This is a genomic window from Halorubrum sp. SD626R (assembly GCF_001261915.1).
Lineage (GTDB): Archaea > Halobacteriota > Halobacteria > Halobacteriales > Haloferacaceae > Halorubrum.
This window is the reverse complement of record NZ_CVRT01000083.1, coordinates 19,765-46,402: the sequence shown is the minus strand read 5'-3', so window position 1 is coordinate 46,402 and position 26,638 is coordinate 19,765. Positions and strand designations below refer to the sequence as shown.

At 70.5% G+C, this 26,638-nt stretch carries 23 protein-coding genes and 1 pseudogene; 6 read left to right on the top strand and 18 right to left on the bottom strand.

Annotated features, from left to right (window positions below):
* Positions 1-256: 256 nt before the first annotated feature.
* Positions 257-1,234, top strand: a complete 978-nt coding sequence (locus SD626R_RS09355; RefSeq protein WP_092565977.1) for an oxidoreductase — start codon at positions 257-259, stop codon at positions 1,232-1,234.
* Positions 1,235-1,248: 14 nt separating this feature from the next.
* On the opposite strand, the gene SD626R_RS09350 is transcribed toward SD626R_RS09355, so the two are convergent.
* Together SD626R_RS09350 and SD626R_RS09345 are read right to left on the bottom strand one after the other, a co-directional pair.
* On the bottom strand, positions 1,249-1,809 hold the full coding sequence (locus tag SD626R_RS09350) for a hypothetical protein (RefSeq protein WP_092565975.1): 561 nt from the start codon (positions 1,807-1,809) through the stop codon (positions 1,249-1,251).
* A 117-nt stretch (positions 1,810-1,926) separates the two neighbouring features.
* Positions 1,927-2,121 (bottom strand): cold-shock protein, encoded by a 195-nt coding sequence (locus SD626R_RS09345; protein ID WP_092565973.1) that lies wholly within the window; start codon positions 2,119-2,121, stop codon positions 1,927-1,929.
* Positions 2,122-2,338: 217 nt separating this feature from the next.
* Between SD626R_RS09345 and SD626R_RS09340 the strand changes: the two genes are divergently transcribed.
* Positions 2,339-3,841: an MATE family efflux transporter gene (locus SD626R_RS09340; RefSeq protein ID WP_092565978.1), complete on the top strand. Its 1,503-nt coding sequence runs from the start codon at positions 2,339-2,341 to the stop codon at positions 3,839-3,841.
* 32 nt (positions 3,842-3,873) lie between these two features.
* Here the strand turns inward: SD626R_RS09340 and SD626R_RS09335 are convergent, their stop codons facing one another.
* The 9 genes from SD626R_RS09335 to SD626R_RS09295 all read right to left on the bottom strand — a co-directional run bounded on the left by SD626R_RS09335 (position 3,874) and on the right by SD626R_RS09295 (position 15,794).
* The gene (locus SD626R_RS09335; RefSeq protein ID WP_092565971.1) at positions 3,874-4,131 is read right to left on the bottom strand and encodes a DUF8119 family protein; all 258 of its coding nucleotides are present in this window, start codon (positions 4,129-4,131) and stop codon (positions 3,874-3,876) included.
* A gap of 96 nt (positions 4,132-4,227) precedes the next feature.
* A complete protein-coding gene (locus SD626R_RS09330; RefSeq protein WP_092565969.1) occupies positions 4,228-4,689 on the bottom strand; it encodes a universal stress protein in 462 nt (153 codons plus the stop codon).
* 3 nt (positions 4,690-4,692) lie between these two features.
* Positions 4,693-6,450, bottom strand: a complete 1,758-nt coding sequence (locus SD626R_RS09325) for a VC_2705 family sodium/solute symporter (RefSeq protein ID WP_092565967.1) — start codon at positions 6,448-6,450, stop codon at positions 4,693-4,695.
* On the bottom strand, positions 6,447-6,950 hold the full coding sequence (locus tag SD626R_RS09320) for a DUF4212 domain-containing protein (RefSeq protein WP_092565965.1): 504 nt from the start codon (positions 6,948-6,950) through the stop codon (positions 6,447-6,449). The genes SD626R_RS09325 and SD626R_RS09320 overlap by 4 nt, the downstream gene beginning before the upstream one ends.
* Positions 6,951-7,063: 113 nt before the next feature.
* A complete protein-coding gene (gene acs / locus SD626R_RS09315) occupies positions 7,064-9,058 on the bottom strand; it encodes an acetate--CoA ligase (RefSeq protein ID WP_092565963.1) in 1,995 nt (664 codons plus the stop codon).
* 140 nt (positions 9,059-9,198) lie between these two features.
* Positions 9,199-10,947: a bacterio-opsin activator domain-containing protein gene (locus SD626R_RS09310; RefSeq protein ID WP_092565961.1), complete on the bottom strand. Its 1,749-nt coding sequence runs from the start codon at positions 10,945-10,947 to the stop codon at positions 9,199-9,201.
* Positions 10,948-11,248: 301 nt separating this feature from the next.
* Entirely contained in the window at positions 11,249-13,207 is a 1,959-nt protein-coding gene (gene acs / locus SD626R_RS09305; protein ID WP_092565959.1) for an acetate--CoA ligase, read from the bottom strand.
* A gap of 84 nt (positions 13,208-13,291) precedes the next feature.
* Positions 13,292-14,647, bottom strand: coding sequence for a GTPase HflX (hflX, locus tag SD626R_RS09300; RefSeq protein ID WP_092565957.1), 1,356 nt, complete (start codon positions 14,645-14,647; stop codon positions 13,292-13,294).
* A gap of 97 nt (positions 14,648-14,744) precedes the next feature.
* Complete coding sequence (locus SD626R_RS09295; RefSeq protein ID WP_092565955.1) at positions 14,745-15,794, bottom strand: threonine aldolase family protein; 1,050 nt, start codon at positions 15,792-15,794, stop codon at positions 14,745-14,747.
* A gap of 97 nt (positions 15,795-15,891) precedes the next feature.
* Here SD626R_RS09295 and SD626R_RS09290 point away from each other — a divergent pair, with 97 nt between their 5' ends.
* On the top strand, positions 15,892-17,418 hold the full coding sequence (locus SD626R_RS09290; protein ID WP_092565953.1) for a carboxypeptidase M32: 1,527 nt from the start codon (positions 15,892-15,894) through the stop codon (positions 17,416-17,418).
* A gap of 1 nt (position 17,419) precedes the next feature.
* Here SD626R_RS09290 and SD626R_RS09285 read toward each other — a convergent pair whose 3' ends face one another.
* Both SD626R_RS09285 and SD626R_RS09280 read right to left on the bottom strand, forming a co-directional pair.
* A complete protein-coding gene (locus tag SD626R_RS09285; RefSeq protein WP_092565951.1) occupies positions 17,420-18,037 on the bottom strand; it encodes a hypothetical protein in 618 nt (205 codons plus the stop codon).
* 114 nt (positions 18,038-18,151) lie between these two features.
* Complete coding sequence (locus SD626R_RS09280; RefSeq protein WP_092565949.1) at positions 18,152-19,324, bottom strand: 3-dehydroquinate synthase II; 1,173 nt, start codon at positions 19,322-19,324, stop codon at positions 18,152-18,154.
* 125 nt (positions 19,325-19,449) lie between these two features.
* Here SD626R_RS09280 and SD626R_RS09275 point away from each other — a divergent pair, with 125 nt between their 5' ends.
* Positions 19,450-21,021, top strand: coding sequence for an HTTM domain-containing protein (locus tag SD626R_RS09275; RefSeq protein ID WP_092565947.1), 1,572 nt, complete (start codon positions 19,450-19,452; stop codon positions 21,019-21,021).
* A gap of 46 nt (positions 21,022-21,067) precedes the next feature.
* Here SD626R_RS09275 and SD626R_RS09270 read toward each other — a convergent pair whose 3' ends face one another.
* The 4 genes and pseudogenes from SD626R_RS09270 to trpC form a co-directional block, all read right to left on the bottom strand.
* Positions 21,068-21,859, bottom strand: coding sequence for a 2-amino-3,7-dideoxy-D-threo-hept-6-ulosonate synthase (locus tag SD626R_RS09270; protein WP_092565945.1), 792 nt, complete (start codon positions 21,857-21,859; stop codon positions 21,068-21,070).
* Positions 21,860-21,941: 82 nt separating this feature from the next.
* A complete protein-coding gene (gene trpA / locus SD626R_RS09265) occupies positions 21,942-22,838 on the bottom strand; it encodes a tryptophan synthase subunit alpha (protein WP_092565943.1) in 897 nt (298 codons plus the stop codon).
* Positions 22,839-24,143 carry a tryptophan synthase subunit beta gene (trpB, locus tag SD626R_RS09260; protein WP_092565941.1) on the bottom strand — a complete coding sequence of 435 codons (1,305 nt, stop codon included), beginning with the start codon at positions 24,141-24,143 and terminating at the stop codon, positions 22,839-22,841. It lies immediately after the preceding gene.
* Positions 24,140-24,946, bottom strand: a pseudogene (trpC, locus tag SD626R_RS09255) (indole-3-glycerol phosphate synthase). The gene trpB and the pseudogene trpC overlap by 4 nt, the downstream one beginning before the upstream one ends.
* 135 nt (positions 24,947-25,081) lie before the next feature.
* Here trpC and SD626R_RS09250 point away from each other — a divergent pair.
* On the top strand, positions 25,082-25,546 hold the full coding sequence (locus SD626R_RS09250) for an MGMT family protein (protein ID WP_092565939.1): 465 nt from the start codon (positions 25,082-25,084) through the stop codon (positions 25,544-25,546).
* A gap of 48 nt (positions 25,547-25,594) precedes the next feature.
* Here SD626R_RS09250 and SD626R_RS09245 read toward each other — a convergent pair whose 3' ends face one another.
* The gene (locus tag SD626R_RS09245) at positions 25,595-26,071 is read right to left on the bottom strand and encodes a DUF302 domain-containing protein (RefSeq protein ID WP_092565937.1); all 477 of its coding nucleotides are present in this window, start codon (positions 26,069-26,071) and stop codon (positions 25,595-25,597) included.
* A gap of 126 nt (positions 26,072-26,197) precedes the next feature.
* Here SD626R_RS09245 and SD626R_RS09240 point away from each other — a divergent pair, with 126 nt between their 5' ends.
* Positions 26,198-26,626, top strand: a complete 429-nt coding sequence (locus tag SD626R_RS09240; RefSeq protein WP_092565935.1) for a desampylase — start codon at positions 26,198-26,200, stop codon at positions 26,624-26,626.
* The last annotated feature ends 12 nt before the right edge of the window (positions 26,627-26,638 follow it).

The following is a 26,638-nucleotide window of genomic DNA, read 5'->3' as shown; positions in this document are numbered from 1 at the left end:
AGATCTCGCGCTGGCCCTCGGCCAGCTCCTCCGCGATCCCCTCCTCGTCGCCGATGGTCGACTGGAAGGACGTCATTCGGTGTCCCTCCCTTCCACCGAGGCACCTAAAAACGCACCGCCGGCGCGGTGGAAGTGGATACCGGCGTCAGACGCCGTCTCGCACCGGTGTAACGGTCGGCCGCGCGCTCCGCTCGGATCGACGCCCACCGGTTCGCCCGCCGACAGCTTTCTCACCGCGAGACCCCTACGATCGGTCATGTCAGGTTGGACGGCGGACGAGATGCCGCGGCTCGACGGGAAGACCGTCGTCGTCACCGGGGCGAACAGCGGACTCGGCTACGAGGGGACGCGCGCCTTCGCCGAGCGGGGCGCGACCGTCGTGATGGCGTGCCGGAGCGTGGAACGGGGCGAGCGAGCCGCCGACGAGATCCGACGGGAGAGCGGCGTCGACCGCGCCGACCTCGAGCTCGACGTCCGCGAGTGCGACCTCGCCTCCCTCGACTCGGTGGCGGCCTTCGCCGAGGGGCTCGCCGACGGCTACGACGCGGTCGACGTCCTCTGTAACAACGCCGGCGTGATGGCGATCCCGCGGGGCGAGACCGAGGACGGCTTCGAGACCCAGTTCGGCGTCAACCACCTCGGCCACTTCGCGCTCACGGGGCGCCTGTTCCCGCTGCTCGACGGTGCCGAGGGTGTGGGCGGGGAGGCTCGCGTCGTCACGCAGTCGTCGGGCGCCCACGAGCAGGGCGAGATGGACTTCACGGACCTCAACTGGGAGCGCTCGTACGGGAAGTGGAAGGCGTACGGGCGGAGCAAGCTCGCGAACCTGCTGTTCGCCTACGAGCTCCAGCGCCGGATCGACGACGCCGACGGGGGCGACGGGCAGGGCGTGACCGTCGACCCCGCCGTCCGCAGCGTCGCCTGTCATCCGGGCTACGCGGCCACGAACCTCCAGCACCGCACCGCGGAAGAGAGCGGCAACCCCCTCATGAAGGTCGCCATGACGGCCGCGAACGCGGCCCTCGGACAGGACGCGGCGACCGGCGCGCTCCCCATGCTGTACGCCGCGACCGCCGACGTCGACGGCGGCGCCTACGTCGAGCCGAGCGGCTTCATGAACATGCGCGGGACGCCGACCGTGGGCCGGTCGAACGACGCCTCATACGACCGCGCGGACGCCCGAAAGCTCTGGGAGTACTCCGAGGAGGTGACGGGCGTCGAGTTCCCGATATAGCCGGGAGCCGCGGGCTAATGTAGCGTCCCCTGTCGGACGTACGCGTCGTGCGCGAACAGCGCGTACCCCACGTCGACCGCGCGGTGGCCGGTCTCGTCGGCGATCTCGCGGATTGGCTCGATCATCGCGACGTAGTCGGCGGCGTCGAACGACTCCTTCCGCCCGTCGAGGTACCCCAGCCGCTCCAGCGACGCCCACACGCGGGTGTCGACGACGGCGTGGCGGTCGCCGTCGAGCGCGGCGACGACACAGGACGCCGTCGGCGCCTTGAATCCGGAGAGCCCGCTGATCAGGTGGATCGCCGAGAAGTCGCCGTCGACGGCGCGGGCGTTACGTGTCACCTCACGACAGCGCGCCTCGGGGTTCTTCTCGACGTGATACGCGCTCCGCGTCGACGACTCGTAGGCGATCTCGTACAGCTGTTCGCGCGTCAGGTACCCCTGGGACCGGTACCGCTCGCCGAACTCGTCGAGCCGCTCGGGGAGGACGCCCTGCGTCTCGGCGTAGCGGTCGAGGTTCTCGGCGACGAACGCGTCGAGGTCGGCGACTTCCGCGTCGCCGTCGTCGGTGTCCATGTCGGCCTCGTCCGGCTCCGAAGCCAAAACACCGGCGCCGCCGCTCGGCGGGTCATATACGCGGAACGCGTTTCGAGAGCTGTCCGCCGTCGCCGGTCGCGGGTGCGGCCGAGCGAGCTACAGCCGAGTGAGGTTCGTCGCGCGCGGACCCTTGTCCGCCTCCTCGATCTCGAACTCTACCTCCTGGCCTTCCTCGAGGTCGGGGCCGCCGACGTCTTCCATGTGGAAGAACACGTCCTCGTCAGCCTCGTCGGTCTCGATGAATCCGTAGCCGCCGGTGTCGTTGAAGAAGTCGACCTTGCCTGTCGCCATCGCACCCGGAACCACTCCCGACTGGGTGATAAGTGTTGCGTGCGCGCTGAGCGCGTCCGATTCGACGCTCTACCGCTCTCAAAACCCTCAAAACAGTATTTTTCGAATCTATAATGGGTGGAATCTGTACCGTCGACACCGTCCCGAAACGTTAGGTCGCGAGCGGCCCTCGTCCCGAACAGAATTCGCCGTGGGAAACGACGACGCCCGAGTCGACATGACGACGGGGGCGATCTCCCCGAAGCTGTTCGACCTCGCGTGGCCGCTGGTGCTCGGCAACCTCCTCCAGACCCTGTACAACCTCGCGGACATGTTCTGGGTCGGGCGGGTGAGCACTGAGGCCGTCGCCGCCGTCTCGCTCATGTTCCCGCTCTCGTGGCTGTTCGTGTCGACCGCGATGGGGCTCACGGCCGCGACGATCGCCTTGGTCTCCCAGCACGTCGGGGCCGGGAACGACCGGCGCGCCGACGAGGTCGTGGGACAGACGGTGTTGCTCGCGGTCGCGGTCTCGGTCGCCCTCGCGGTCGTCGGGTTCGCGGCGCGCCACCGGCTGCTCTACTGGATCGGCGCGCGCGACGCGGTGTTCGTCGAGGCGCTCGCGTACATCGAGGTGATCCTCCTCACCCTACCGCTCACCTTCCTCTTCTTCGCGTTCCGCGCCTCGCTGCAGGGCGCGGGCGACACGACGACCGCGATGTGGCTCGTCGGGATTTCGGCCGGGATCAACATCGTCATCGACCCCGTCTTCATCCTCGGTTGGGGGCCGGTTCCCGCGCTGGGCACCCGAGGGGCCGCGATCGCGACGCTGCTCGCGCGCCTGTTCGCGACCGCGGTCGGCGTCGGAATCCTGCTTCGCGGCGACTGGGGCGTGAAGCTGTACGTCCGCGACCTCGTCCCGAACCCCGAGATCCTCCGGAAACTGGTCGACGTGGGGTATCCGGCGACGCTCGACGGGTGGGCGCGGTCGTTCGCCGCCGTCTTCATGGCGGCGCTCGTCGCGCGGTTCGGCCCGGCCGCGACCGCGGCCTACGGGATCGGCGTCAGGCTGATGTCCGTCTCGTGGTCGGTGGCGGGCGCGGTCGGGCAGGCGACCGCGACCGGCGTCGGCCAGAACCTCGGCGCCGGGACGCCCGACCGCGCCGTCGCCGTCACCCGCGTCGCCACCCTCGGAACGATGGCGCTCCTGGGCGTCGCCGGCGGCGCGGTCTGGCTCTTCCCGGCGGCCGCGATCGGCGTCTTCATCGGCGATCCGGCGACGATCGCGGAGGGGGTCGTCTTCCTCCGCGTCATCGCGCTGTCGTGGGCCTTCTTCGGCGGGCTCATGGTGATCCAGGGCGCGTTCCGCGGGGCGGGTCACACCAAGGCGGCGCTGGCGCTCTCACTGCTCTCGCGGTGGGTCGTCCGGATCCCCCTCGCCGCCCTGCTCGCGTTCGGGGCCGTCGGGGTCACGCTCGGTGGGGTCGCGGTCGGCCCCGTCGACGTGCCCCCGATCGAGGTCGGCTACGTCGGTCTCGACTGGGGGGTCGTGGGGCTGTGGTGGGCGTACGCGACGGCCGCCGTGGCCTCCTTCGCCGTCGGCGCGGCGTGGTTCCTGCGCGGGACGTGGACCGACGGGGTCGTCGACGAGCCCGACGGCGCCGCGGTCGAACCGGACGCGCACCCCGTCGACGAGGAGGGCGGAGAGAGCCCGGACGACTCGGCCGAGGCGCTCGACGGCTGACGACGAGAACGGGATCCGAGCGAGATCCGCGACTACCGCTGTTGTCTCGCCATGTTCAGCGAGATGAAGAAACCGAAGTACGCCGGGATCCCGGCGAGCATGAACATGTACAGCACCCACTGCGGGGTGTCCGCGAACGCGAAGTCGTACAGGAGCGACACGACGGTCACCCAAGCGATCGCGAACACGAGGTCCTGGAGCATACCGCCCCGGTTCTCGCTGACGTGCGATCGGACGCGGTCAGCGAGGCCCTCCTCGTCAGGATCATCGGTCGGATCTGTCTCGGTCATGGGCGAGCGTGTCGGTCGGAGTACGTGGGTGTACCGATAGCGGGTCGGTCGGAGACCGGTGCGACCGAGAGGCGGGGACGGGCCGCGGCCCCCGATTCAGTCCTCGTCGAGGTAGTCGACGACGAGGATCGGTACGTGCGTCGAGCGGAGGGTACGCTCGGTGACGCTCCCGAGGAGCGCGCGCCGGACGCCCGCGCGGCCGTGGCTCCCCATCACGATGAGGTCGATGCCGTGGTCCTCGGCGTAGTCGCCGATCACCTTGTGCGGGCGGCCGCCGGAGACGTGTTCGACGACCTCGACGGCGCGCTCGGCGCCGCGATCGGCGACGACGCCGGTCGCCTCGTCGGCCTTCTCTTTCAGCTCCCCCATCTCGTCGAACCGCCCCTGCTTGAGCCGGTCGACCTGTTCGGTCCCGAGGCTGAAGTTCACCGAGTCGATGTCGACCACGTACAGCGCGTGGACCTCGGCGCCGTACTTCTCCGCGAGGTCGAGCGCGTGATCGACGGCGGCCTCCGCGACGTCGCTTCCGTCCGTGGGAACGAGGATGCGTTCGTACATGGGTTACTCCTCCGTGGCCGCGTCGTCAGCTGCGCGGTCGCCGGCGGCCGCGTCGTCCGTTGCGCGGCCACCGTCCGTCGCCACGTCCTCGCCGCCGTCCGCGGCGACGACGTCCTCGGCGGTCTGCTGTTGCCCCATCGGTTCGGGGCTGTGACACTGCCGGACGATCCGCTTCGTTTCGAGCGACGGCTCGTCGGTCGCCATCGAGACGACGACCGTGACCACGATCACGACGGGCAGCGTGACGAGCGCCGACCCGATGGCCGGCATCCACTGCGCCAGCCCCGCGGACAGCGGCGCCTCGAGGGAGCCGACGTACGTCGGGACGATCTGGTTGATCATCGGGATCGACCAGAGCGTCAGCCCGGTCGTCATGCCCGCGAGCGCGCCCTGCCGGTTGGCGTTCTCCCACCACATGCCGAGGAAGAACATCGGGAACAGCACGGAGCCGGCGAGCGAGAACGCGTACCCCACGAGCGCCGCGATCGAGGAAGCGGGGTTGAGCGCGGCCAGCGTGGTCAGCGCGCCCAGCGCGACGATCGAGAGGCGGCCGACGAGGATCTGCTGGCGCTGCGTCGCGTCCTCGTTGATGATGTTCGTGTAGATGTCGTGGCTGATCGCCGACGAGCCGGCGATGAACAGCCCGGCGACCGTCGCGATCGCGGCGGCGATACCGCCCGCCGCGACGATGCCGACGAACCAGTCCGGGAGCCCGGACAGCTGCGCCGCCAGCACGACGATGACCTCGCTGGCCGCGCTCGTCATCCCGGGGTCACCGTACGTCGCACCGACGTTCTGCGAGTAGAGGTCGGTGCCGAACGCGGCGAACGCGGGCGCGCTCCAGTAGAGGATACAGATGAAGAACAGCCCCCAGACCGTCGACCAGCGGGCCGTCCGCTCGCTCTCGACCGTGTAGAAACGGACGAGCACGTGCGGGAGCCCGCAGGTGCCGACGATGAGCGAGAACGTCGTGGCGACCCAGAGGTAGTAGCTCGACGTCGCGAACGGCTCGGAGAACTCGCTGCCGAGCTCGCTGATCAGCATGCCGTATTCGAGCTGCGGCAGCACCGTCGAGTAGCCGTTGGTGTAGCCGACGACGAACAGCCCGACGACGAACGCGAGGATGAGGATGACGTACTGGACCGCCTGGTTCTTCGTGGCGCCCAGCATCCCGGACAGCGTCAGGTAGCCGACGGTGACGACCATCATGGCGACGACCATCACCTGGTACCCGTCGAGGCCGGGGATGAGGCCGCCGTAGTTACCGAAGATGTACAGGCCGACCAGGGCCATCCCCTTCGCCTGCCCGATGGCGTAGACGAAGCCGATGAGGAACGTCGTCACGGCCGCGATGGCGCGCGCGGTGTCGGAGTTGAAGCGGTCGCCGACGAAGTCCGGCGCCGTGTACTTCCCGAACCGGCGCAGCTGCGCGGCGAGGAAGATGAGCAGGATGAAGTACCCCGTCGTCCAGCCGACGACGAACACGAGGCCGTAGAACCCCGCGAGCGCGATCGACGCCGCCATGCCGAGGTACGACGCCGCCGACATCCAGTTCGCCCCGATCGCCATCCCGTTCTCGACGTTCCCGATTGACCGGCCGGCGACCCACATGTCGTCGGTGTCGGCGACGCGGAAGACGAACCCGATCGTGAGGAACAGCCCGAGCATCCCGATCACGAGCAGCGCCGGCCCGATCTTGAACGAGATGTCGAGGGCCTCCGGGAGGAGGTCGCTCTGTAGGAGGAACGAGCTCGCCGTCATTCGTCGGTCCCTCCGTCGGTCGCCGCGACGTCAGCACCGCTGCCCGTCTCCGTGACGGTCGCGTGTTCGATACCGTACTTCTCGTCGAGCGCGTCCCGCTTGCGCGAGTACCAGAACGCGAGGACCAGCGCGCTGGTCGGCGCGCCGAACGCGACGAGGAAGTAGTGGATCGGGAAGCCGAGGATCGGCATCTGGCTCGTCATCGGGCCGGGCGCGAGCCGGGTCAGAGTCACCGGTCCCCACACCGCGAGGACCCAGATCGCGAACCCCGTCCAGACGATGCGGAGGTGATCGCGCATGTACGGCGTGCTCGGGTTCAAGATGTTCACCTCCGCCCCGAGGTAGTCGGTGTCGCTGTGCTCCTGTGCCGCGGTCGCGGCGACGCCGCCGTCGGTGGCCGCGTCGTCGGCTGCGCGGCCACCATCGGTCGCCGCGTCGTCAGTTGTGCGACCACCGTCGGTCGCCGCGTCGTCTGGGCTTCGTGAGCTACTGTCTGTCATGTGTTGTGGTGTGTATTGTCGTGGTCCGTTTGTGCGGTTTTATCGTGATATTTACGTCCGGTGTGGTGCGGGGGATCTCTCGTTCGGTGCTCGGAAAACGGGGATGTTCTCGGTTACTCGCCCTTCGCCTTCTGCTGGATCTCCTCGACGATCTCCGGGTTCCGGAGCGTGCTCGTGTTCCCGAGCTCCTTGCCGTCGGCGATGTTCTCCAGCAGGCGGCGCATGATCTTCCCCGAGCGCGTCTTCGGCAGGTCGGGCGTGAACACGACCTGTTCCGGCCGGGCGATCGGGCCGATGGCGTCCTCGACGCCCGCGACGATCGCGTCGCGGAGTTCGTCGGTGCCCTCGTAGCCGTCCTCGGTGGTGACGTAGGCGTACACCGCCTCGCCCTTGATGTCGTGGTCGCCGCCGACGACGGCGGCCTCCGCGACCCCCTCGACGCCGACGATGGCGGACTCGATCTCCATCGTCCCCAGCCGGTGGCCGGAGACGTTGAGCACGTCGTCGACCCGGCCGAGCACGGTGATGTAGCCGTCGTCGTCGATCTTCGCCCCGTCCTCCGGGAAGTACACCCAGTCGTCGGGGTCGTCGCTGTCGGTGTCGGAGTACTCAGCCCAGTACTCCTCGATGTACCGCTCGTCGTTGTTGTACAGCGTCCGGAGCATGCCCGGCCACGGCTTCTGTACCGTGAGGTAGCCGGCCTTCCCGGGCTCTACCTCGTCGCCGAGGGTGTCGAGGATCTGGACGTCGAGGCCTGGCAGCGGCGGCCCCGCCGCTCCCGGCTTCATGTCCTTGATCCCCGGCAGGGTCGTCACCATCATCCCGCCCGTCTCGGTCTGCCACCACGTGTCGACGATCGGGCACTCCTCGTTCCCGATGTGCTGGTAGTACCACTTCCACGCCCGCGGATTGATCGGTTCGCCGACCGTGCCGAGCAGCCGCAGCGAGGAGAGGTCGTGGCGGTCCGGGAACTTCGAGCCCCACTTCATGAACGCGCGGATCGCCGTGGGCGCCGTGTACAGCTGGGTCGCGTCGTACTCGTCGACGATCTCCCAGAGGCGGTCCTGTTCGGGGTGATCGGGCGTCCCCTCGTACATCATCGTCGTCGTCCCGAGCGCGAGCGGCCCGTAGACGATGTAGGAGTGGCCGGTGATCCAGCCGATGTCGGCCGAGCAGAAGTACGTGTCATCCGGCTTGATGTCGAGGACCGACTGCGAGGTCCACGACACCCACGAGAGGTAGCCGCCGGTCGTGTGTTTCACGCCCTTCGGCTCGCCCGTCGTCCCCGAGGTGTACATCAGGAACAGCATGTCCTCGGCGTCGCGGGTGACCGGCTCGACCTCGGCGCCCTCGTGCTCTGAGACGAGGTCGCCGTAGTCGAGTTGGTCGTCGCCGAGCTCGTGGCCGAAGTCGTCGCCGTTCGGTCCGAGCCGGTCGACGACGACGGTCGTGGTGTCGTGATCGACGCCCGCGAGCCCCTCGTTCGCCTTGTCGAGGTGGTCGAGGGGGTCGCCCCGCCGGTAGTAGCCGTCGCAGGTGACGAGGTACTCCGACTCCGCGGAGTTCATCCGGGTCGCGAGCGCGTCCGCCGAGAACCCGGCGAAGACGACGCTGTGGGGCGCGCCGATCCGGGCGCACGCCAGCATCGCGATCGGAAGCTCCGGGATCATCGGCATGTACATCGTCACGACGTCGTCCTCCTCGACGCCCTGCGCCCGGAGCGCGGCCGCGAACTCGTTCACCTCGCGGTGGAGCTCAGCGTACGTGTACGTGCGATCGTCCTCGTCGACCGGTTCGCCGACCCACTCGATCGCGGCCTCGTCGCCGCGCTCGTCGAGGTGGCGGTCGAGGCAGTTGGCCGACGCGTTCAGTTCGCCGCCGGTGAACCACTCGTAGAAGGGCGGGTCGCTGTCGTCCAGCACCTGGTCGTAGTCGGACTCCCAGTCGAGGAGGTCGGCCGCGGTCTCCCAGCACTCCGGCCAGTTCTCGTCGAACTCCTCGTAGATCTCGGGGTCGGAGACGTTGGCCTGCGCCGAGAACGACTCGGACGGCTCGAACACCTCCTGCTCTTCCAGTCTCGCTTCCAGTTGACCGTCACCCTCTGTCATGGTACGGTCGTATCCAACCGATCTCACCATATAAACGCTGGCGCTAAATACGAAAAATCGTGAGGATTCGCGGCCCCGCTCCCGGCCTTTCGGACCCGGAGCGTGTGCGGCACCCGCTTCGGGAGGCCGTGACGCCGGCGTCAGGGGCGCTCTCGGTGGTCTTCCTCGAAGAGGCCGTCGAGGAGCGCGCGCTGGGCCTTCCGGAGGTGGTTGTGGAACGTCGGGGACGAAACGTCCATCGCGTCGGCGACCTCCTCGGCCGTGCTCCCGCGGGGCCAGTCGAAGTAGCCGCCGTGGTACGCGGCCGACAGCGCGGCCCACTGACGGTCGGTGAACCGCTCCGCGACCCCCTCGCGGAACGAGGACTCGGAGCGTGACGACCGGGCGGCGGACTCCTTGCTCGCGAGGCGAGCGTCGTCGAAGGCCGCCCGGAGCCCGTCGGCCACCGGCCGAACGTCGGCCCCCCCGGGCAGATCGGCGACGACCCGCACGCGGCCCTCCTCCGCGGTCGCGCCGCGAACGGTCGCGCCGTGCTCCGTGAGCGTGCGCACCGCCGACCCGCCCTCGACGCGCACGGACACCGAGCAGCCGTCCTCCCGTGTCTCGATCACCCGCAGGTCGGAGACGCCGTCCGCGTCGTCGACGACGTCGGCGACGCCCTGCGGCCTCGCGCCCGCGGCGGAGAGGTACAGCCGGGAGGCCTCGTCGGTGACCCCGACGGTGGAGTCGAGCTCGATCCGACAGCCGAGGGCGTCGCTCGCGAGGGCGAGGAACGCCCCGTCGTCGGCGGTGTGGAACTCCACCTCGGTGACGGCGTCGGAGTGGAGGAGGTCCCGCCACCGGCCGGCCGTCACCGCCCAGCCGAGACAGCGACCGAGCGCGACCAGCTCCCGCCGCTCGACGGCCGAGACCGACGCTCCGTCGGCGGCGACGACGCAGAGCGCGCCGTGCGTCACGTCCCTGTAGCTCGCCGGGACGGCGATTCCCGGTCGCCCGTCGGCGGTCGGCTCGTCGTCCGTCAGGACCGGGTCGCCGGTCTCGATCGCGTCGAGCCACGGGCCCTCCCCGGTGACGCCGCGGTCGACGAGGACCTCCCGCTCGACGCCCGCGGCCCCGACGACCTCGGTCCGGCCGCCGTCGGTCGACCCGCGGACCACCCACGCCTCGGCCCACCGGTCCGACTCGGCCAGCCGCCCCGGGACGGTCGCGAGCGGCGAGCCTCGGTCCTCGCCGTCGGCGAGGGCTTCGAACCCGCCAAGCGCCGTCGGTTCCCGCCCGTCCGGGGCGCGGTTCGCACCGGCACCCCCGTCCGATCCGGCGCCGCCGACGGCCCCGGCAGCGGCGAACGCCTCGGCGACCTCCCGCCCGTCGAGCGGGCCGAGGAACCGGTCCAGCGTCCCCATCGTCTCCCAGCCGCCGGCCTCGCGCACGGCGTGGGGATCGACGCCGCGGTCGACGAGGAGCCGGCGCGCGAAGGCGTCGCGGAGGTCGCGGGGCGTGACATCGGGCGGGACCGCGCCGCCGCTCCGCACCGCCGCCCGCTCGGCGGTCTCGCTCACGATCATCTGGACGCGGCGGGGCGAGACGTCGACGAACGGCTCTCCCGCACCGAGCCCCTCGCTCTCGGCGTACCGTCTGAGCTCGGCCGCCAGCGAGGCCGAAACGGCGGTCTCGCGGTCGACCGTCTCCCCCGTGTCGTCGGCCGGAACCGCGAGGAGACACACCTCCGAGGCGACGCCCGGGCCCCGGAGGTGCCGCGGCGCGACGCGGGGTATCTCGGCCGTCCGCAGCCCGGCCTCGCCGGCGAGCCGAACCGCGACCGCGGCGCGGTACGTCTCGGCGGCGGCCACGAGCGCGTCGTACGCGTCGGCGTCAAGCTCGGCGACCATCAGTTTCGTAGAAACACGAAAAAACGAAGTAAAAGAGTTCCGCTCGTCTCCACTCAGAACGGCTTTGACGCTAATTTACTCTCGGCAGACCCGGAATTCCGGTGTTGAACAGATGACTCAGATCGCGCTTTGTTTCGGTTTCAGAAATATTTCCGAAACAATTCCCGCTCCGACGAGACGAGAACGACCCGCTCAGACGCCGTCGGCGATCCCCCAGGCGACGCGGTCCAGTCGGTCGTACATGCACTCCTATAAGAAACCTTGAGTAGTTTCTAAATGTTCTTGAAGGAATTGTAAATGGTTATCCTTCGCGAACCGACGACTCGATCTCGCCGACGACCTCCGGGTTCCGGAGCGCGCTGACGTCGCCGAACTCCTCGCCCCGAGCGATGTCCTCCAGCAGGCGGCGCATGATCTTCCCCGAGCGCGTCTTCGGGAGGTCCGGGGTGAACACGGTCCGGTCCGCGCGGGCGAGGTCGCCGACTGAGCGGGCCAGCTCGTCGCCGATCGCCGCCCTGAGGGCCTCGTCGGGCTCGACGTCGCTCCGGGTCGTCACGTAGGCGACGATGTCGCCGTCGCCGTCGCCGACGACCGCGGCCTCGGTGACGCCCTCGACGCCGACGATCGCCGACTCCAGCTCGGCGGTGTTGAACCGCCGCGCCCGCACGTTGATCACGTCGTCGACGCGACCGAGGATGGTTACGTAGCCGTCCTCGTCGACCGTCGCGCCGTCGCCGGTGCGGTACCGCCAGCCGTCTTCGGCCTCGACCCAGTACTCGCGGCGGTAGCGCTCGTCGCCCTCGCGGAGCCCCCGCAGCATGCCGGGCCACGGCGACCCGATCGTGAGGTACCCCGGCTCGCCCGGGTCGACCGGCTCCCCGTCCTCGTCGACGACGCGCGCGTCGATGCCGGGCAGCGGGGGGCCGACCTTCCCCGGCTTCATCGGCGTGACGCCCGGCAGGGTCGCGAGCGCGATGGCGCCCGTCTCGGTCTGCCACCAGGTGTCGACGACCGGCGCCTCGCCGCCGCCGACGTGCTCGCGGTACCACCGCCACGCCTTCGGGGTGATCGACTCGCCGACGGTGCCCAGCAGGCGGACCGACGACAGGTCGTGGGCGTCGGGGTACTCCGCGCCCCACTTCATGAACGACCGGATCGCGGTGGGCGAGGTGTAGAAGACGCTGACCGCGTTGCGCTCGATCAGGTCCCAGACGCGGTCGCGGTCCGGGTAGTCGGGCGACCCCTCGTAGAGGACGGACGTGGTCCCGACCGACAGGGGACCGTACACGCCGTATGAGTGGCCCGTGATCCAGCCGATGTCGGCGGCGCACCAGTAGGTGTCCTCGGGGCGCACGTCGAGGACGTTCCGGGTCGTCCACGCGACGTGCGAGAGGTAGCCGCCGGTCGCGTGCTCGACGCCCTTCGGGCGCCCCGTGGTCCCGGAGGTGTACATCACGAACAGCAGGTCGGTCGCGTCGCGCGCGACGGGCTCGACCGTCTCGCCGTCGTGCGCGTCGACGAGCGGCTCGTACCCGTGCTCGTCGTCGCCGAGCGACACGTCGAGCGCGTCCCCGAGCCGGTCGACGACGACGGTCGCCGCGAGGTCGGCGTCGGCCCGGAGCCTGGCGTTGTCCGCCTTCGACTTCTGGTTGAACGCGTCCTCGCGCCGGTAGTAACCGTCGCAGGTGATCAGATACGAGGAGTCGGCCGCGTCGAGGCGGGTCGCCAGCGCCTCCGCCGAGAGTCCCGCGAAGACGACGTTGTGGGGCGCGCCGATCCGGGCGCACGCCAGCATCGCGATCGGCAGTTCCGGGACCATCGGGAGGTACAGCGTCACCACGTCGTCCTCCTCGACGCCGAGCTCCCGCAGCCCGGCCGCGAGCGCGTTCACCTCGCGGTGGAGGTCGCGATAGGTGTACGACCGCCGCTCGCCGCGCTTGCCGAACCACCGGATCGCGAGCTGGTTCCCGCGCTCGTCGAGGTGCCGGTCGACGCAGTTGACCGCGGCGTTGAGCCGGCCGTCCGGGAACCACTCGTAAAACGGCGGGTCGCCGTCGTCGAGCACCGTTTCGTACGGCCGCTCCCAGTCGAGGAGGTCCGCGGCGCGGCGCCAGGCCGCCGGCCCCTCGGCCGCGAACGCGTCGTACACCCCCGCGTCGCTCGCGACGGCCCGCTCGCCGAACCCGGGCGGCGGCTCGACCGCGTCGTCGTCGGCGACGAGTCGGTCCCGCCGTCGGCCGTCGACTCCGGCGTCGTCCATGGTATCTGTTCGCAAGTGAAGGAATGTATACTTTGTCCGGAATCCCGGTCGGTGAGCCGAGTCGACGAGCCGGCGGCGGGCCGCCTACGTCGACTCGGCGGGGACGAGTCCCGCCGCCTTCGACCGGGCGCGGGCCACGACCGAGGGCTTGGCCTCGAAGCCGACGGTCACCTGGTCGCTCGCGTACGACTCCTCGTCGACGTGGCCGTGGTCGTGGATCCACGAGACGAGGCTCATCGCCTCGTCGGAGACGGGGAGGACGAGCCGCTCGCGCTCCCAGTCGGGGAGCTCGGCCTCGACGCGGTCGCGCAGCTCAGCGACGCCCGCGCCCGTCTCCGCCGAGACGGCGACCGGGTCGGGTGCGACGCCGGAGAGCGCGCCGCGCTTGTCGGCCAGCTCGCCGGGGTCGAGCCGGTCGATCTTGTTGAAGACGGTGACGACGGGGGCCTCGTTGCGCTCGTAGAGGGTGTCGTGGCTCGTGACGAGCTTCTCGCGCATCTCCTCGACGGGCTCGCTCGCGTCGACGACGAGCAACACGAGGTCGGCGCGGTAGACGGAATCGAGCGTCGACTCGAACGACTCCACGAGCCAGTGGGGGAGGTCCGCAATGAACCCGACCGTGTCCGTGAGCAGCACGTCGCGCTTCTCCATCTCGGCCCGCCGAGTGGTGGTGCCGAGCGTGGTGAACAGCATGTCCTGCGACTCGGCCGTGGTGTCGAGGTCGGGGTGGCGGTCGGCGTTCTCGTCGACGTCGATCTCGGCCGCGAGCCGGCGCATCAGGGTGGACTTGCCGGCGTTCGTGTACCCCGCGAGCGCGACCAGGTCGAAGCCGGAGTCGCGGCGCTGCTCGCGGCGCGCCTCCTCCTTCTCCGCGATCGACTCCAGCTCGTCGCGGATCTCGGAGATCTGGCGTTTGATGTCGCGCTCGACGCTCTCGTCGTACTCGCCGAGCCCCATGAACCCCGGGCGCTCGTCCCGCTTCGCCAGGCTCGCCTTCGCCTCGGCGCGCGGCAGCTCGTACCGGAGCTCGGCGAGATCGACCTGGAGCTGCGCCTTCCGGGTGTCGGCGCGCTGGCCGAAGATCTCGAGGATGAGCGTGAACCGATCGATCACCTCGACGCCCTCGGGGAGCTCCCCGCCGATGTTGAACGTCTGGTACGGCCCGACGTCGTTGTCGACGATGACGGCGCCGGCGTCGGTCCGGCGGACGAGTTCGCGCAGCTCCGCGACCTTCCCCTCGCCGAACATGAACGCGGCGTCCTCGGTGCGGGTCTGGGTGAGCTCGCCGACGACCTCGTAGCCCGCGGCCGCGGCGAGCTGGCGGATCTCGGCGAGGTCGGCCTCCCCGGAGTCGACTCGCTTGGCGACGACCGCCCGCCGCTCTCGGGGGACCGATTCGGCGTCTGCGTCGGCGCCCGCCCCCTCGACGCTCCCGGTCATACGAGGAGCTCTGGGGCGGCGGACGCGGCGTGGTGTGTTGCCGGCACTGTTTCGCGAACTCCTACGCTCTCGACGTATTTAAACTCGGGTCGGAAGCTCAGGCCGACAGTTCGGCGACCGTCTCCTCTATCCGATCGACTGCCTCCGCGACATCGTCGGCGTCGACGTCCAAGTGCGTCGTAAACCGGGTCGTGTGGTCGTCGAACTCGACGCAGCCGACGCCGGCCGCCTTGCAGGCCTCCACGAGGTCGGCGGCCGGAATCCCGGCCTCGTCGGTGTGCGCGACGACGATGTTGGTGTCCGGCGCCGGCGCGTGCACCCCGTCGAGCGCGTCGAGCCCGGCGGCGAGCCGTTCGGCGTTGGCGTGGTCGTCGGCGAGGCGGTCGACGTTCTCCAAGGCGAGCAGCCCGGGCGCGGCGATCATCCCGGCCTGTCGCATCCCGCCGCCGAACAGCTTCCGAACGCGGCGGGCCTCCTCGACGAAGGCCTCGTCGCCGGCGAGGACCGAGCCGACGGGCGCGCCGAGCCCCTTCGAGAGGCAGAACGTGACGCTGTCGACCGGGTCGACGATCTCGCTCGCGTCGACGCCGAGCGCGACCGCGGCGTTGAACAGGCGGGCGCCGTCGAGGTGGACCGGCACGCCGGCGTCGCGGGCGATGTCGGCGGCCGCGGCGATCCCCTCGACCGGGACCGCGACCCCGCCGCGGTAGTTGTGGGTGTTCTCCAGCGACAGGAGCCCGGTGCCGGGGCGGTGGAGGTCCTCGCTCACGAGCCCCTCGCGAACCTCGTCGGGGGTCGGGACGCAGCGCTCGCCGGCGTCGACCGTCCGGGTCTGGGCGCCCGAGAGCTTCGACGCGCCGGCGAGCTCCCAGCGGTAGATGTGCGACTCGCGCTCCAAGAGGAGCTCCTCGCCGGGCTCAGTGTGGACGTGGACGGCGATCTGGTTGGCCATCGTCCCGGAGGGGACGTAGAGGGCGGCCTCGGCGCCGACCGACTCGGCGGCGCGGCGCTCTAACTCGTTGACGGTCGGGTCGTCGCGGTACACGTCGTCGCCGACCTCGGCGGTCGCGGCCGCCTCGCGCATCTCGTCCGAGGGCGCCGTGACGGTGTCGGATCGCAGGTCGATGGTGTCCTCGTCGATGTCCATCCGTTGCCGGCAATTCGGCGGCCGGTCGGAAATAGGTCGCGCTCGCGCCCGGTTCCGAGTCGGTCCCTTCATAATCCGCGCGACCGATCCCTGTGACATGGCAACGGAAGCCGCGGCCGACGACGCGACCGACGCCCCCGAGCCGTACGAGGCCCTCCTGGACCGGGTTCGTCGCTGGAACGCGGTCGGGAGCGCCGCCGGCGTGCTCGGGTGGGACCAGCAGGTGATGATGCCCGAGGGCGGCACGCCCGCCCGGTCGAAACAGCTCTCGGCGCTCTCGTCGGTCCGCCACGATATGATCACGGACGAGGAGACCGGCGAGCTGCTCGACGCGCTTGACGGCGCCGAGCTCACGGACGAACGAGCGGCGGTCGTCCGCGAGGTCCGCCGCGAGTACGAGCGCGCCGACGCCGTGCCCGTCGAACTGGTCGAGGAGATTTCCGAGACCGGCTCTGAGGCGCTCCAGGCGTGGGAGGAGGCGAAGGCCGAGGACGACTTCGAGGCGTTCGCCCCCTACCTGGAGAAACACGTCGAGCTCAAGCGGGAGTACGCCGAACATATCGACCCCGACCGGGACCCCTACGCGGTCCTCTTCGAGGAGTACGAGCCGTGCCTCTCGATCGATCGCGCCGAGTCGATCCTGGCGGAGCTCCGCGAGACGCTCGTCCCCATGATCGACGCGATCCGCGACTCCGACGCGGACCTCGCCGTCGACACCTTCGAGGGGACCTTCCCCGAGGACGACCAGGAGGCGCTCGCCCGCGAGGCGCTGGAGCTGGTCGGCTACGACTTCGACCGCGGTCGGCTCGACGTCTCCTCGCACCCGTTCACCGCCGGCAACCAGTTCGACTGCCGCGTGACCACTCGCTTCGACGAGTCTGACCCCCTCGGCGCGATCGGCTCGACGATCCACGAGTTCGGCCACGCGCAGTATAACCTCGGGCTGCCGAAAGCGGAGTGGGGCACCCCGCTCGGCGAGGCGCGGGACCTCTCCGTCCACGAGTCGCAGTCGCGGCTCTGGGAGAACCACGTCGGCCGGAGCCGGCCGTTCTGGGAGCTGTTCCTCCCGCGGTTCCAGGAGCGGTTCCCGGGGACCGACGAGGCGACCGTCGAGGACGCCTACGAGGCGGTCAACCAGGTGTACGAGGACAACCTCATCCGCGTCGAGGCGGACGAGCTCACCTATCACCTCCACATCGTCGTCCGGTTCGAGATCGAGCGCGACCTGGTCCGCGGCGACCTCGCGGTCGAGGACGTGCCGGAGGCCTGGAACGACAAGTACGAGGAGTACCTCGGGATCCGCCCCGAGAACGACGCCGAGGGCTGCCTCCAGGACATCCACTGGAGCCACGGGAACTTCGGCTACTTCCCGACCTACTCGCTCGGCTCGGTCATGGCCGCGCAGCTGTTCGCGGCCGCCGAGGAGGAGATCGACGACCTCGACGCGAAGGTCGCAGACGGCGACTTCGGCGACCTCCGGGCGTGGCTCGGCGAGAACGTCCATCAGCACGGCTCCCGGTACGAGACGAACGAGCTGGTGGAGCGGGCGACCGGCGAGGCGCTCTCGGCGGACGCGTTCACCGACTACGTCGAGGCGAAGTACGGCGAGCTGTACGGGATCTGAGTCAGACGCCCAGCCGGAACCCGGTCATCAGCACGATGAGCGCGAGCATGACGGCCGCCTCGAACAGCCCGACCACGAGGTTCTTCTTCTCGATCGATTCGAGCCGGGAGGCGTCCGGATCCGGAGACATCGTCTCGTAGTACGCGCTGAGCTGGAGCCGGTGTGGCACCGCCAGGCCGAACGCGAACAGCCCCCAGCCGAGCCCGAGCGCGAGTCCGGACCACGCGCCGCCGAAGCCGTAGCCGAGCCCGAGGTCGGGCGTGAGCAGGACCGTCCCGGACAACACCGTCGTCAGCGAGAAGCCGACGAGGAAGAAGACGGCCTTCGGGATCAGCGTCGCGTTCACCGCGGCCGACGCCTCCTCGTCGAGCCCGCCGAGGGTCGGCCCGATGAGCGCCGGGAAGATCAGCGCGAAGCCGAACCACACTCCGCCGGCGGCGACGTGCGTGTAAAAGAGCAGCTCGGTGCTCGCGAGCGCGAGGCTCGCGGCGAAGAAGGCAAGCGGCACGAGGAAGCTTCCGGCCGCGAACGCCGGATTCGCGGCCTCTGCCAGGTGCCGAACCCGCTCGACGAACCCCAACTCCGCGACGCGACGACCGCCCTCGTTAGCGACAGCCATGTGAGCCGATCACGAACCGACGTAAAATGCGTTCTGGTCGACACGATCTCGGCCGGTTCTCGCGGCCCAGGGCCGGCTCGAGTCAAGTGGTCTCACTGCGTTCGCTCGGCCCCGCTACTTCTCGATGATGCTCTCCTCCACCGCCTCGCCGAAGTGCCGCGCCACGTCCTCGTAGTAGACGAGCGCCTCGTCGCCCTCCTCCAGGTCGGTGACCGCCTTCTTCCCGTCCGCGGTCGCGATCTTCACCGTCTCGGCGTTCTGGATCAGCGTCTCGACGCGGTCGACGCCCTCCTCGGTCTCCACCTCGGCCTGGATCCGGAACATCGGGCGCTTCTCGATCTTCACGCGCCCGACGATCGCCTCGCGGGTGTGGCCGCCGGTGTCGACCACCTGCACCTCGTCGCCGCTGGAGAGCTCCGCGAGGTAGTTCGTGCCGCCCTCGGCGTTCCGCACGTAGGCGTGGACCGCGCCGGCGTTCACGCGGAAGGGGCGCGACTCGACGTACGGCGACTCCGCGGTCTCGGCGTGGACGAAGAACAGCCCGCGCGACATCGATCCCACGAGCATCCCCTCGTCGTCGTCCATCAGCGAGCCGGTGTCGATGCAGACGCGGTCGGCCATCCCCGTGCGCTCGACCGCGGTCACCTCGGCGTGCCGGAGGTCGAGCGTCTCGCGGTCGGCGGCGTCGCGGGCGTCGACCGCGCCGCGGATCTCGTCGGGATCGTCGGAGTCCAGGAGGACGCCGTCCGCGCCGATCTCCAGCGTCTCGAAGGCGGTCCGGGCCTCGGCCGCGGTCGTCGCGCCGGCGACGAGGTGCGTCTCCTCGCCGACCCGCGCGATCAGGTTCTCCAGCGGGATGATCGACCAGTCCTCGCCGACGACGATCGTGTACTCGGCGTCGTTCGCCGCCTCCTCCGCGAACCGCTCGTACTCGGTGCCGAGCACGCGGACGTACACACCCTGCGCGCGGTCGTCGCGGCGGCGGACCGTCGTGAGGTCCGCCGAGCCGGAGAAGTCGTCCGGGAGGTCGATCGTCCCGTCGCCCTCGCCACCCTTCCCGACGAAGTAGGCGTCGGCCTCGGCGTCGCTCTCGGCGTCGTCGATGACGTCCGCGTCGGAGCGGAACGCCGCGACCGAGACGTCGCCCAGCTCGCGGACGCGCCCCACGTCCGCCTCGTCGACGAGGACCCAGTCCGCGCCGGCCTCGATGGCGGCCGTGATCCGTCGCTTTCGCGTCTCCCAGTCGCCGACGCTCCCGTCGGCCTTCACCCAGACCGTGCGTGTCATTGTCGGAACCTCGCGGCGGGCGGGCTTGAAAACTGCGGAAGGGTCGCGCGTTGCGGGCGACGGCGCGCTCCCGGAGACGACAAAGCACTTATCGCTGAGATAGCACCTACGACTCGAAGAACCGAATGACGCCATCACGCGAGCGGCTCTCGAACGCGGCTTCTCGCTACGCCGCGACGCGCGACGCCCTCCGCGAGCGCGCCGCGCCGTACCTCGGGATCGACCCGCGCGCGCTCGGCGCGTTCCGGATCGCGGTGGCGCTCGTGCTCCTCTGGGACCTGCTCGTCTACCGGCTCCCGGCGGTGCGCGCGTTCTACACCGACGACGGCGTCCTGCCGCGCTCGACGCTCGCCGAGGTGTACCCGGCGCTGGAGGCCGCCTCGATCCACGCGATCTCCGGGTCGGCGCGGGTCCAGACGGCGCTGCTCGCGGTCGCCGCGTTCGCCGCCGTCTGCCTGCTCGTCGGCTATCGGACGCGGGCTTCGACGGGGGTCTCGTTCGTCCTGCTCGCGTCGCTGTACGCCCGGAACCCGCTCGTGATCAACGGCGGGAACACGATCCTGGTCGCGTTCCTCTTCTTGGCCCTCTTCCTCCCGCTCGACGCCCGGTGGTCGCTCGGCGCGAGCCGCGAGACCGACCGTCGCGGTCGAGGCGGTCTCGACGGACGAGACGACCTCGACAAGGGGGCTGGCCGCGAACGGGGAGCCGGGAGCGACCGGCGGGTCTGTTCGCTCGGGACGGCCGTCGCCCTCCTGACGCTCGTGTCGATCTACGCGGCGAACGCGGTCTCCAAGTACCGGAGCGACGCCTGGATGTCCGGCGTCGCGGTCCCGCGGATATACCAGGTTGAGGAGTTCGTGGTGGGACTGGGCCCGCTCGTCTCCGAATGGGCCGCGCTCCTCGCGGCGATGAACTGGCTCTGGATCGCGCTCCTCGCGGCGTCCGTCCTGTTGCTCGTCCCGTCCGAGCGACTCAGGTCCGGCGTCGCCCTGTCGTTCGTCGCCGCGCACCTCGGGATGGCCGCGACGATGCGCCTCGCCGTCTTCCCGTTCGTCATGGTCGCGATCCTCCTGCTGTTCTTCCCGCCGCGGGCCTGGGACGCCGCCGAGGCGGTCGCCTCGAAGGTCCGCGTCCCCGCTCGGGTCGCGGACCCCGCGCTTCGGAGCGACGGCGGCAGCGCGGACGGGGCCGCCCTCTCGGCGTCGGTTCCGTCGGGGGTTCGCCGCGGGGTCCGGGTCGCCGCCGCCGTCCTGCTCGTCGGCTTCTTCGTCGCGCTCGTGTGGTGGCAGGCCGCGGGGGTCGGCCTCGTCGACCTCCCGGCGTCGGAGGCGACCGGCGGGCTGTCGGAGGTGAGCTGGTCGTTCTTCGCGCCGAACCCGCCCGACACGTCAAGCTGGTACGTCGTTCGAGGGACCCTCGATTCCGGCGAGTCGATCGACGCGCTCGACGGCGGGGCGGTCGCGTTCGACCGTCCCCCTGACGCCGCGGAGACGTACCCGACGACCCTCTGGCATCAGTTCGGACACAGGATGCGGTACGCCGGCGAGACGCAGTACCGTCCGGTGGCGGCGTACGTGTGCGAACGGGCGGACCCGAGCGTGGAGTCCGTGACCGTCTTCCACGTCGAACAGGAGGTCAGTCCGAGCGGACCGATCGGGGAGCCGGAGCCGCAGAAGCGGATCAGCACCGCCTGCTGAGGCCTCGCCAGATCCGCCGTCCCGACTCGGGCGGCGCGACGGGCCGCTACGCTTCGATGAACCCGCCCGCCCGGAGCGCCTCGTCGACGCCGGCGTCGTCGTGGACGATCGCGGAGACGGCGCGGGCGATCCCTTCGGGGTCGTCGTGTTGGAAGATCGACCGGCCCATCGAGACGCCGGCCGCGTCGCCGTCCATCGCGCCGCGCACCATCTCGACGGTCTCGCGGTCGGTCCCCTTCGAGCCGCCGGCGATGACGACCGGAAGCCGGGTCGACTCCGTGACGCGGGCGAACGAGTCGCCGTCGCCGGAGTAGCCGGTCTTCACTACGTCAGCGCCCAGCTCCTCGGCGAGCCGGACCGCGTGCCCGAGCGACTCGGGATCGGTCTCGTCGACGCCGGGGCCGCGCGCGTACGCCATCGCGAGCACGGGGAGCCCGAGACGCTCGGCGTCGGCGGTCAGCTCCGCGAGTTCCTCGATCTGGTCGGGCTCGTGGTCGGAGCCGACGTTGATGTGGAACGAGATCGCGTCGGCGCCCGCGCGCACCGCGTCCTCGGCGGTGGCGGTGACGCGCTTGTCGCTCTCGTCGGGGCCGATCGTCGTCGACCCGTTGACGTGGACGATGTAGCCCGCGCCGTTCTTGTTCGGGTGAACGCGCTCCGCGACGCCGCGCTGCGTGAGGACCGCGTCCGCGCCGCCCGAGGTGACGCCGTCGATCGTCGACTCGATGTCGACGAGGCCGTCGACGGCGCCCATCGTGATCCCGTGGTCCATCGGGACGATGAGGTACCGGTCGTTTGTGGAAATACGGTCGAGTCGTGCCGAGAGTCCTGCTGTCATGATGGGTTCGGTCGTTGTGTGAGAGTGTGGCAATCGCAGGTAAGTGGGTTTCGTTCGGGGTCGTATTGGCTCGAACCCGCGCTCACCGCGACTCCGCGGCGCCGACGCGGGCGGCGTGGCCCCGCTCCGCGCCCGCCTTCAGCTCACGCGAGAGCGCCTCCAGCCGGTCCGCGACCTCGGCGGTCGGCAGGTCGTTCTCGACGCCTTCGGCGACGATATCGACGAGCGCCGAGCCGACGATGACCCCGTCTGCGCCGCCGGCGACGATGCGCTCGGCGTGTTCGCCCGCCGAGATTCCGAACCCGACGGCCTTCGGCACGTCGTACTCGGCGAGCCGGTCGAGGCTCTCCGTGGTCTGGTCGGAGACGTCGTCGCGCGCGCCGGTCGTCCCGAGCCGCGCCTGGACGTAGACGTACCCCGACACGCGGCCCATGATCCGGTCGAGTCGGTCACCGACCGTGGTCGGCGCGACGATGAAGATCAGGTCGAGACCGAACTCGTCGCACGCCTCCCGCAGCGGGTCGGCCTCCTCGGCCGGGAGGTCGGGAACGACGAGCCCCTCGATGCCGGCCGCGGCGGCGCGCTCGACGAAGGGACGGGGGCCGGCGCTCGCGGTTTCACCGCTCGCCTCCGAGGCACTCCGCGCCTCGCTCGATCCGTACTGGTAGATCAGGTTGTAGTACGTCATACAGACCAGCGGCGCCTCGACGTCCAGCTCCTCGGCGAACGCGAAGAACCGGTCCGGCGTCATCCCGCCGTCGAGCGAGCGCACGAGGGCGCCCTGGATCGTCGGGCCCTCGGCGATGGGCTCCGAGAACGGGAGCCCGAGCTCGATGACGTCCGCGCCGCCGCGGTCGAGCGCGCGGACGTACTCCAGCGACGCCTCGTAGGAGGGGTCGCCGACGGCGAGGTACGGGACGTAGGCGGGGCCGTCGGCGAAGGCGGCCGCGATGGCCGCGGAGTTCCCCGTCTCGGGCATTCAGATCCCCCCCGTGAACATCGACATGTCCGGCGCCTCGTCGATGTCGCGCTTGTCCGTCTCCTCGATGGCGGCGTCGAGGTCCTTGTCGCCGCGCCCGGAGACGTTCACGACGACGCGCTCGCCGAGCTCCTCGTGGCGCTCCTCCAGGAAGCCGAACGCGTGGGCCGTCTCCAGCGCGGGGATGATCCCCTCCGTCGAGGAGAGCCGGTGGAACCCCTCTAAGGCGGCGTCGTCGTCGACGGCGACGGGGCTCACGCGCCCCTCGTCGACGAGGTACGCGAGCTCGGGGCCGACGCCGGCGTAGTCGAGCCCGGAGGAGATGGAGTGGCTCTCCATGATCTGCCCGTCGGAGTCCTGCAGGAGCTTGGTGCGCGCGCCGTGGAGCACGCCCTCCTCCCCGGTGTACAGCGACGCCGAGTTCGGGGCGACGCCGGCCTCCTCGTCGACCTCCAGCGTCGAGCCGCCGGCCTCGACCGCGTGGAGCGCGACCTCGTCGTCGTCGACGAACTCGGTGAACGCGCCCATCGTGTTCGACCCGCCGCCCGCGCAGGCGACCACGTCGGTCGGGAGCTCGCCGGTCTTCTCTATCGTCTGCGCCCGGGCCTCCTCGGAGATGACCGCGTGGAAGTCCCGCACCATCACGGGGAACGGGTGCGGGCCGACGATCGACCCGATGACGTAGTGGGTGTTCTCGACGGTGGTCGCCCAGTCGCGCATCGTCTCCGAGATCGCTTCCTTCAGCGTGCCGCGACCCGCCGTGACCGGGTTCACGTCCGCGCCGTTCAGCTTCATCCGGAAGACGTTCGGCCGCTGGCGGTTGATGTCGCGCTCGCCCATGTAGATCTCGCAGGGCATGTCGAGGTGGGCGGCCGCCATCGCGGTCGCGGTGCCGTGCTGGCCGGCGCCGGTCTCGGCGATGATCCGTTCTTTGCCCATATACTTCGCCAAAAGCACCTGTCCGAGGGCGTTGTTCAGCTTGTGCGCGCCGCCGTGGAGGAGATCCTCGCGCTTGAGGTAGATCTCGCGGTCGTAGCGCTCTGAGAGCCGGTCGGCCCGCTGAAGCGGGATCGGGCGACCGCCGAAGTCGGCGAGCCGCTCGCGGAACTCGTCCATGAAGCCGTCCTCGTTCTCCAGGACGTACCGCTCGTATGCGTCCGTCAGCTCCTCGATCGCCGGCATCAGCGCCTCCGGGACGTACTGGCCGCCGTAGCGGCCGAACTTCCCGTCCTCGCGGCCGCGCTGGCGGCCGGGGCGTCGCGACAGCTCTCCGGTCTCGATCGTCGTTGACTCGGTTTCGCTCATGTGGGTGTCTCCGTGGTGTCTCGGTGGTCTCCGTCGTCCGCCTCCGCCCGCGTCAGCGCCCGCGTGTTCGCCTCGACGTCGCCGTCCATGATCGCGCTCCCGACGAGCAGCGCGTCGGCGCCGGCCGCCCGCATCCGGCGGACGTCGCCGGGCGAGCCGATCCCGCTCTCCGCGATCAGCGTCACCTCGTCCGAGACGTGGGGCGCCACGGACTCGAAGGTTCCGAGGTCGACGACCAGCTCCGCGAGGTCGCGGTTGTTCACGCCGACCGTCGTCGCCCCCGCGTCGAGCGCCCGCGTCAGCTCCTCGCGGTCGTGGACCTCGACGAGGACCTGGAAGCCGCGGTCGCGGGCGGCCGCCAACAGCTCCGGGAGGTCGTCGCCGACGAACCGCGCGATCAACAGGACGACGTCGCTCTCGACGGCGTCGAGCTGCGACTCGGCGACGACGAAGTCCTTGCGGAGGACCGGCACGTCGACGGCCTCCCGGACGCGTTCGAGCACCGCGACGCTCCCGCCGAAGTGCTCGGGCTCCGTGAGCACCGAGAGCGCCGCGGCGCCGCCGGCGACCATCCCCTCGGCGAGCGCGACGGGGTCGTCTCCGCGGGTGCCGTCGGTGGTCGGGCTCGTCGGCTTGATCTCGGCGATCAGGGGGACCCGCCCGTCGGCCTCGGCGCGGTCGAACGCGGCGCGCAGGTCGCGCGGGTCGGCGTCGACGCGGTCAGTTCGGCCCTAGGCCGCCCGGTCGCGCGCGGCCGACAGTATCGACCTGACCGCGGGGGCCAGCTCGGTTGCATCCTCCATTACTGTACACTAATGCACGTATCTGTTCATAAGGCTTGCGGGGCCGGCCGCCCGTGAAGCGCGCCGAACGCCGCCCAGGTTCCCTCGGCGGCCTCGACCCCTCGTTTTAACCGTCGGGCCCGTCGCATGACGGGTATGAATACGACGGGAACGTCGGGCGTCTTCGCCCGTGAGTTCGAGGCCCTCGGCCGAGCGGTGGAAGTCGGTTTCGCCGGCGGGCGGGTCATCTCGGTGTCGTTCCCGGCGGACGTGCCGGCGGACGCGGAGCCGGACCACGAGCTGCTCGACCGGATCGGCGCGTACGTCCGCGGCGAGCGCGACGAGTTCGCCGACGTCGCCGTCGGGCTCACGGTGCCGACGGACCGCCGCGACGTCCTCGACGCGCTCCGGACGGTCCCCTACGGAGAGGAGGTGTCGGTGAGCCGGCTCACGCGCCTGGCCGCGCTCGACGCGGACGACCCCGACGACCTCGAACTCGTGCGGAGCGCGCTCGACGAGAACCCGGTCCCGCTCCTCCTCCCGGACCACCGGGTACAGGGCGGCCCCCACGCCACACCGGGGGCGGTACGCGACGCCCTCCGGCGGGCCGAGGGGTTGTAGAGGGGACGGTCCGGAGCCGGACCGATCCGAAGCCGGGGTTCCGACGGTCTACTCCGCCGCGTGCTCTCGCCCGTGCTCCTCGATGTTCTCCCAGACGACCGTCATCAGCTCGCCGGTCTTCTCGACGAGGTCCTCGACCGCGCCGTCGGCATTCGCGGGCGCGCAGCCGAGGTCGCGGATCGCCTTCGTCGCCGACGTGTGGTGGACGTGTACCAGGTCGTCGCCCTCGCGCTCGTAGACGATGGTGGTACACGGGAGCATCCCGGCGAGCGTCGGGTCGATCTCGATCGCGTCGAACGCGATCTCGGGGTGACAGACGACGATGAGGGCGGTCCGCTCGACGTCGTCGTGGCCGAGCATTCCCTCGATCATCTCGTCGAGCCGCGTGACCCGTACCGTCTCGAAGTCGGCGAGCTCGTGTTCGATCTGCACGAAGGGGACCGCGTCGTCGAACGGCATGTCGAGGGTCGTGTGGAGCGCCTCGTCGGCCGTGGGCGCCGGTGACCCGCGCTGAGCGTCGCTCATGCCACCGACTCCGACCGCGGCGGCAAAACCGTCCGCCAGCCCGTCAACGACTGCCGCTACCTGTGACGGAGCGCGGCCCTTGCCGGTCGGGACGGACTTATCGGTCGGAGTCGCCTTCGCTCGTCCATGATCGAACTCTCGCGGGCGGTCTACGACGACATCGTCTATCACGCGTACGGCGGCGGCGAGGCGGAGATCTGCGGCGTCCTCGCCGGGACGCACGGGACCGACGGCGAGCCGAGCGTCGTCACCGACACGTACCAGGCCGAGAACGTCGCCGAGACGCCCCAGATCCGCTACCTCATCGACCCGGAGGAGCAGTTCGAGCTCATCGAAACGATCGAGGAGGACGGACTCGACGTGGTCGGCTTCTACCACTCGCACCCCACGGGCCCGACCCACCCGAGCGAGACCGACGCCGCGCGGGCGACCTGGCCGGACCACTCGTACGTCATCTGCGCGCTCGACGGCTACCCGTTCGTCGGCTCGTGGCGCTGGCGGGGCGACGAGGAGGGGTTCGAACAGGAGACGGTCTCGGTGCAGGGCGAGCGGTAGGCGCTCTTCGCG

What these genes read in the sequence shown, in the direction of transcription:
- SD626R_RS09355 (WP_092565977.1), top strand. Translation starts at nt 257, where the DNA reads ATGTCAGGTTGGACGGCGGACGAGATGCCGCGGCTCGACGGGAAGACC.
- SD626R_RS09350 (WP_092565975.1), bottom strand. Translation starts at nt 1,809, where the DNA reads ATGGACACCGACGACGGCGACGCGGAAGTCGCCGACCTCGACGCGTTC.
- SD626R_RS09345 (WP_092565973.1), bottom strand. Translation starts at nt 2,121, where the DNA reads ATGGCGACAGGCAAGGTCGACTTCTTCAACGACACCGGCGGCTACGGA.
- SD626R_RS09340 (WP_092565978.1), top strand. Translation starts at nt 2,339, where the DNA reads ATGACGACGGGGGCGATCTCCCCGAAGCTGTTCGACCTCGCGTGGCCG.
- SD626R_RS09335 (WP_092565971.1), bottom strand. Translation starts at nt 4,131, where the DNA reads ATGACCGAGACAGATCCGACCGATGATCCTGACGAGGAGGGCCTCGCT.
- SD626R_RS09330 (WP_092565969.1), bottom strand. Translation starts at nt 4,689, where the DNA reads ATGTACGAACGCATCCTCGTTCCCACGGACGGAAGCGACGTCGCGGAG.
- SD626R_RS09325 (WP_092565967.1), bottom strand. Translation starts at nt 6,450, where the DNA reads ATGACGGCGAGCTCGTTCCTCCTACAGAGCGACCTCCTCCCGGAGGCC.
- SD626R_RS09320 (WP_092565965.1), bottom strand. Translation starts at nt 6,950, where the DNA reads ATGACAGACAGTAGCTCACGAAGCCCAGACGACGCGGCGACCGACGGT.
- acs (WP_092565963.1), bottom strand. Translation starts at nt 9,058, where the DNA reads ATGACAGAGGGTGACGGTCAACTGGAAGCGAGACTGGAAGAGCAGGAG.
- SD626R_RS09310 (WP_092565961.1), bottom strand. Translation starts at nt 10,947, where the DNA reads ATGGTCGCCGAGCTTGACGCCGACGCGTACGACGCGCTCGTGGCCGCC.
- acs (WP_092565959.1), bottom strand. Translation starts at nt 13,207, where the DNA reads ATGGACGACGCCGGAGTCGACGGCCGACGGCGGGACCGACTCGTCGCC.
- hflX (WP_092565957.1), bottom strand. Translation starts at nt 14,647, where the DNA reads ATGACCGGGAGCGTCGAGGGGGCGGGCGCCGACGCAGACGCCGAATCG.
- SD626R_RS09295 (WP_092565955.1), bottom strand. Translation starts at nt 15,794, where the DNA reads ATGGACATCGACGAGGACACCATCGACCTGCGATCCGACACCGTCACG.
- SD626R_RS09290 (WP_092565953.1), top strand. Translation starts at nt 15,892, where the DNA reads ATGGCAACGGAAGCCGCGGCCGACGACGCGACCGACGCCCCCGAGCCG.
- SD626R_RS09285 (WP_092565951.1), bottom strand. Translation starts at nt 18,037, where the DNA reads ATGGCTGTCGCTAACGAGGGCGGTCGTCGCGTCGCGGAGTTGGGGTTC.
- SD626R_RS09280 (WP_092565949.1), bottom strand. Translation starts at nt 19,324, where the DNA reads ATGACACGCACGGTCTGGGTGAAGGCCGACGGGAGCGTCGGCGACTGG.
- SD626R_RS09275 (WP_092565947.1), top strand. Translation starts at nt 19,450, where the DNA reads ATGACGCCATCACGCGAGCGGCTCTCGAACGCGGCTTCTCGCTACGCC.
- SD626R_RS09270 (WP_092565945.1), bottom strand. Translation starts at nt 21,859, where the DNA reads ATGACAGCAGGACTCTCGGCACGACTCGACCGTATTTCCACAAACGAC.
- trpA (WP_092565943.1), bottom strand. Translation starts at nt 22,838, where the DNA reads ATGCCCGAGACGGGGAACTCCGCGGCCATCGCGGCCGCCTTCGCCGAC.
- trpB (WP_092565941.1), bottom strand. Translation starts at nt 24,143, where the DNA reads ATGAGCGAAACCGAGTCAACGACGATCGAGACCGGAGAGCTGTCGCGA.
- SD626R_RS09250 (WP_092565939.1), top strand. Translation starts at nt 25,082, where the DNA reads ATGAATACGACGGGAACGTCGGGCGTCTTCGCCCGTGAGTTCGAGGCC.
- SD626R_RS09245 (WP_092565937.1), bottom strand. Translation starts at nt 26,071, where the DNA reads ATGAGCGACGCTCAGCGCGGGTCACCGGCGCCCACGGCCGACGAGGCG.
- SD626R_RS09240 (WP_092565935.1), top strand. Translation starts at nt 26,198, where the DNA reads ATGATCGAACTCTCGCGGGCGGTCTACGACGACATCGTCTATCACGCG.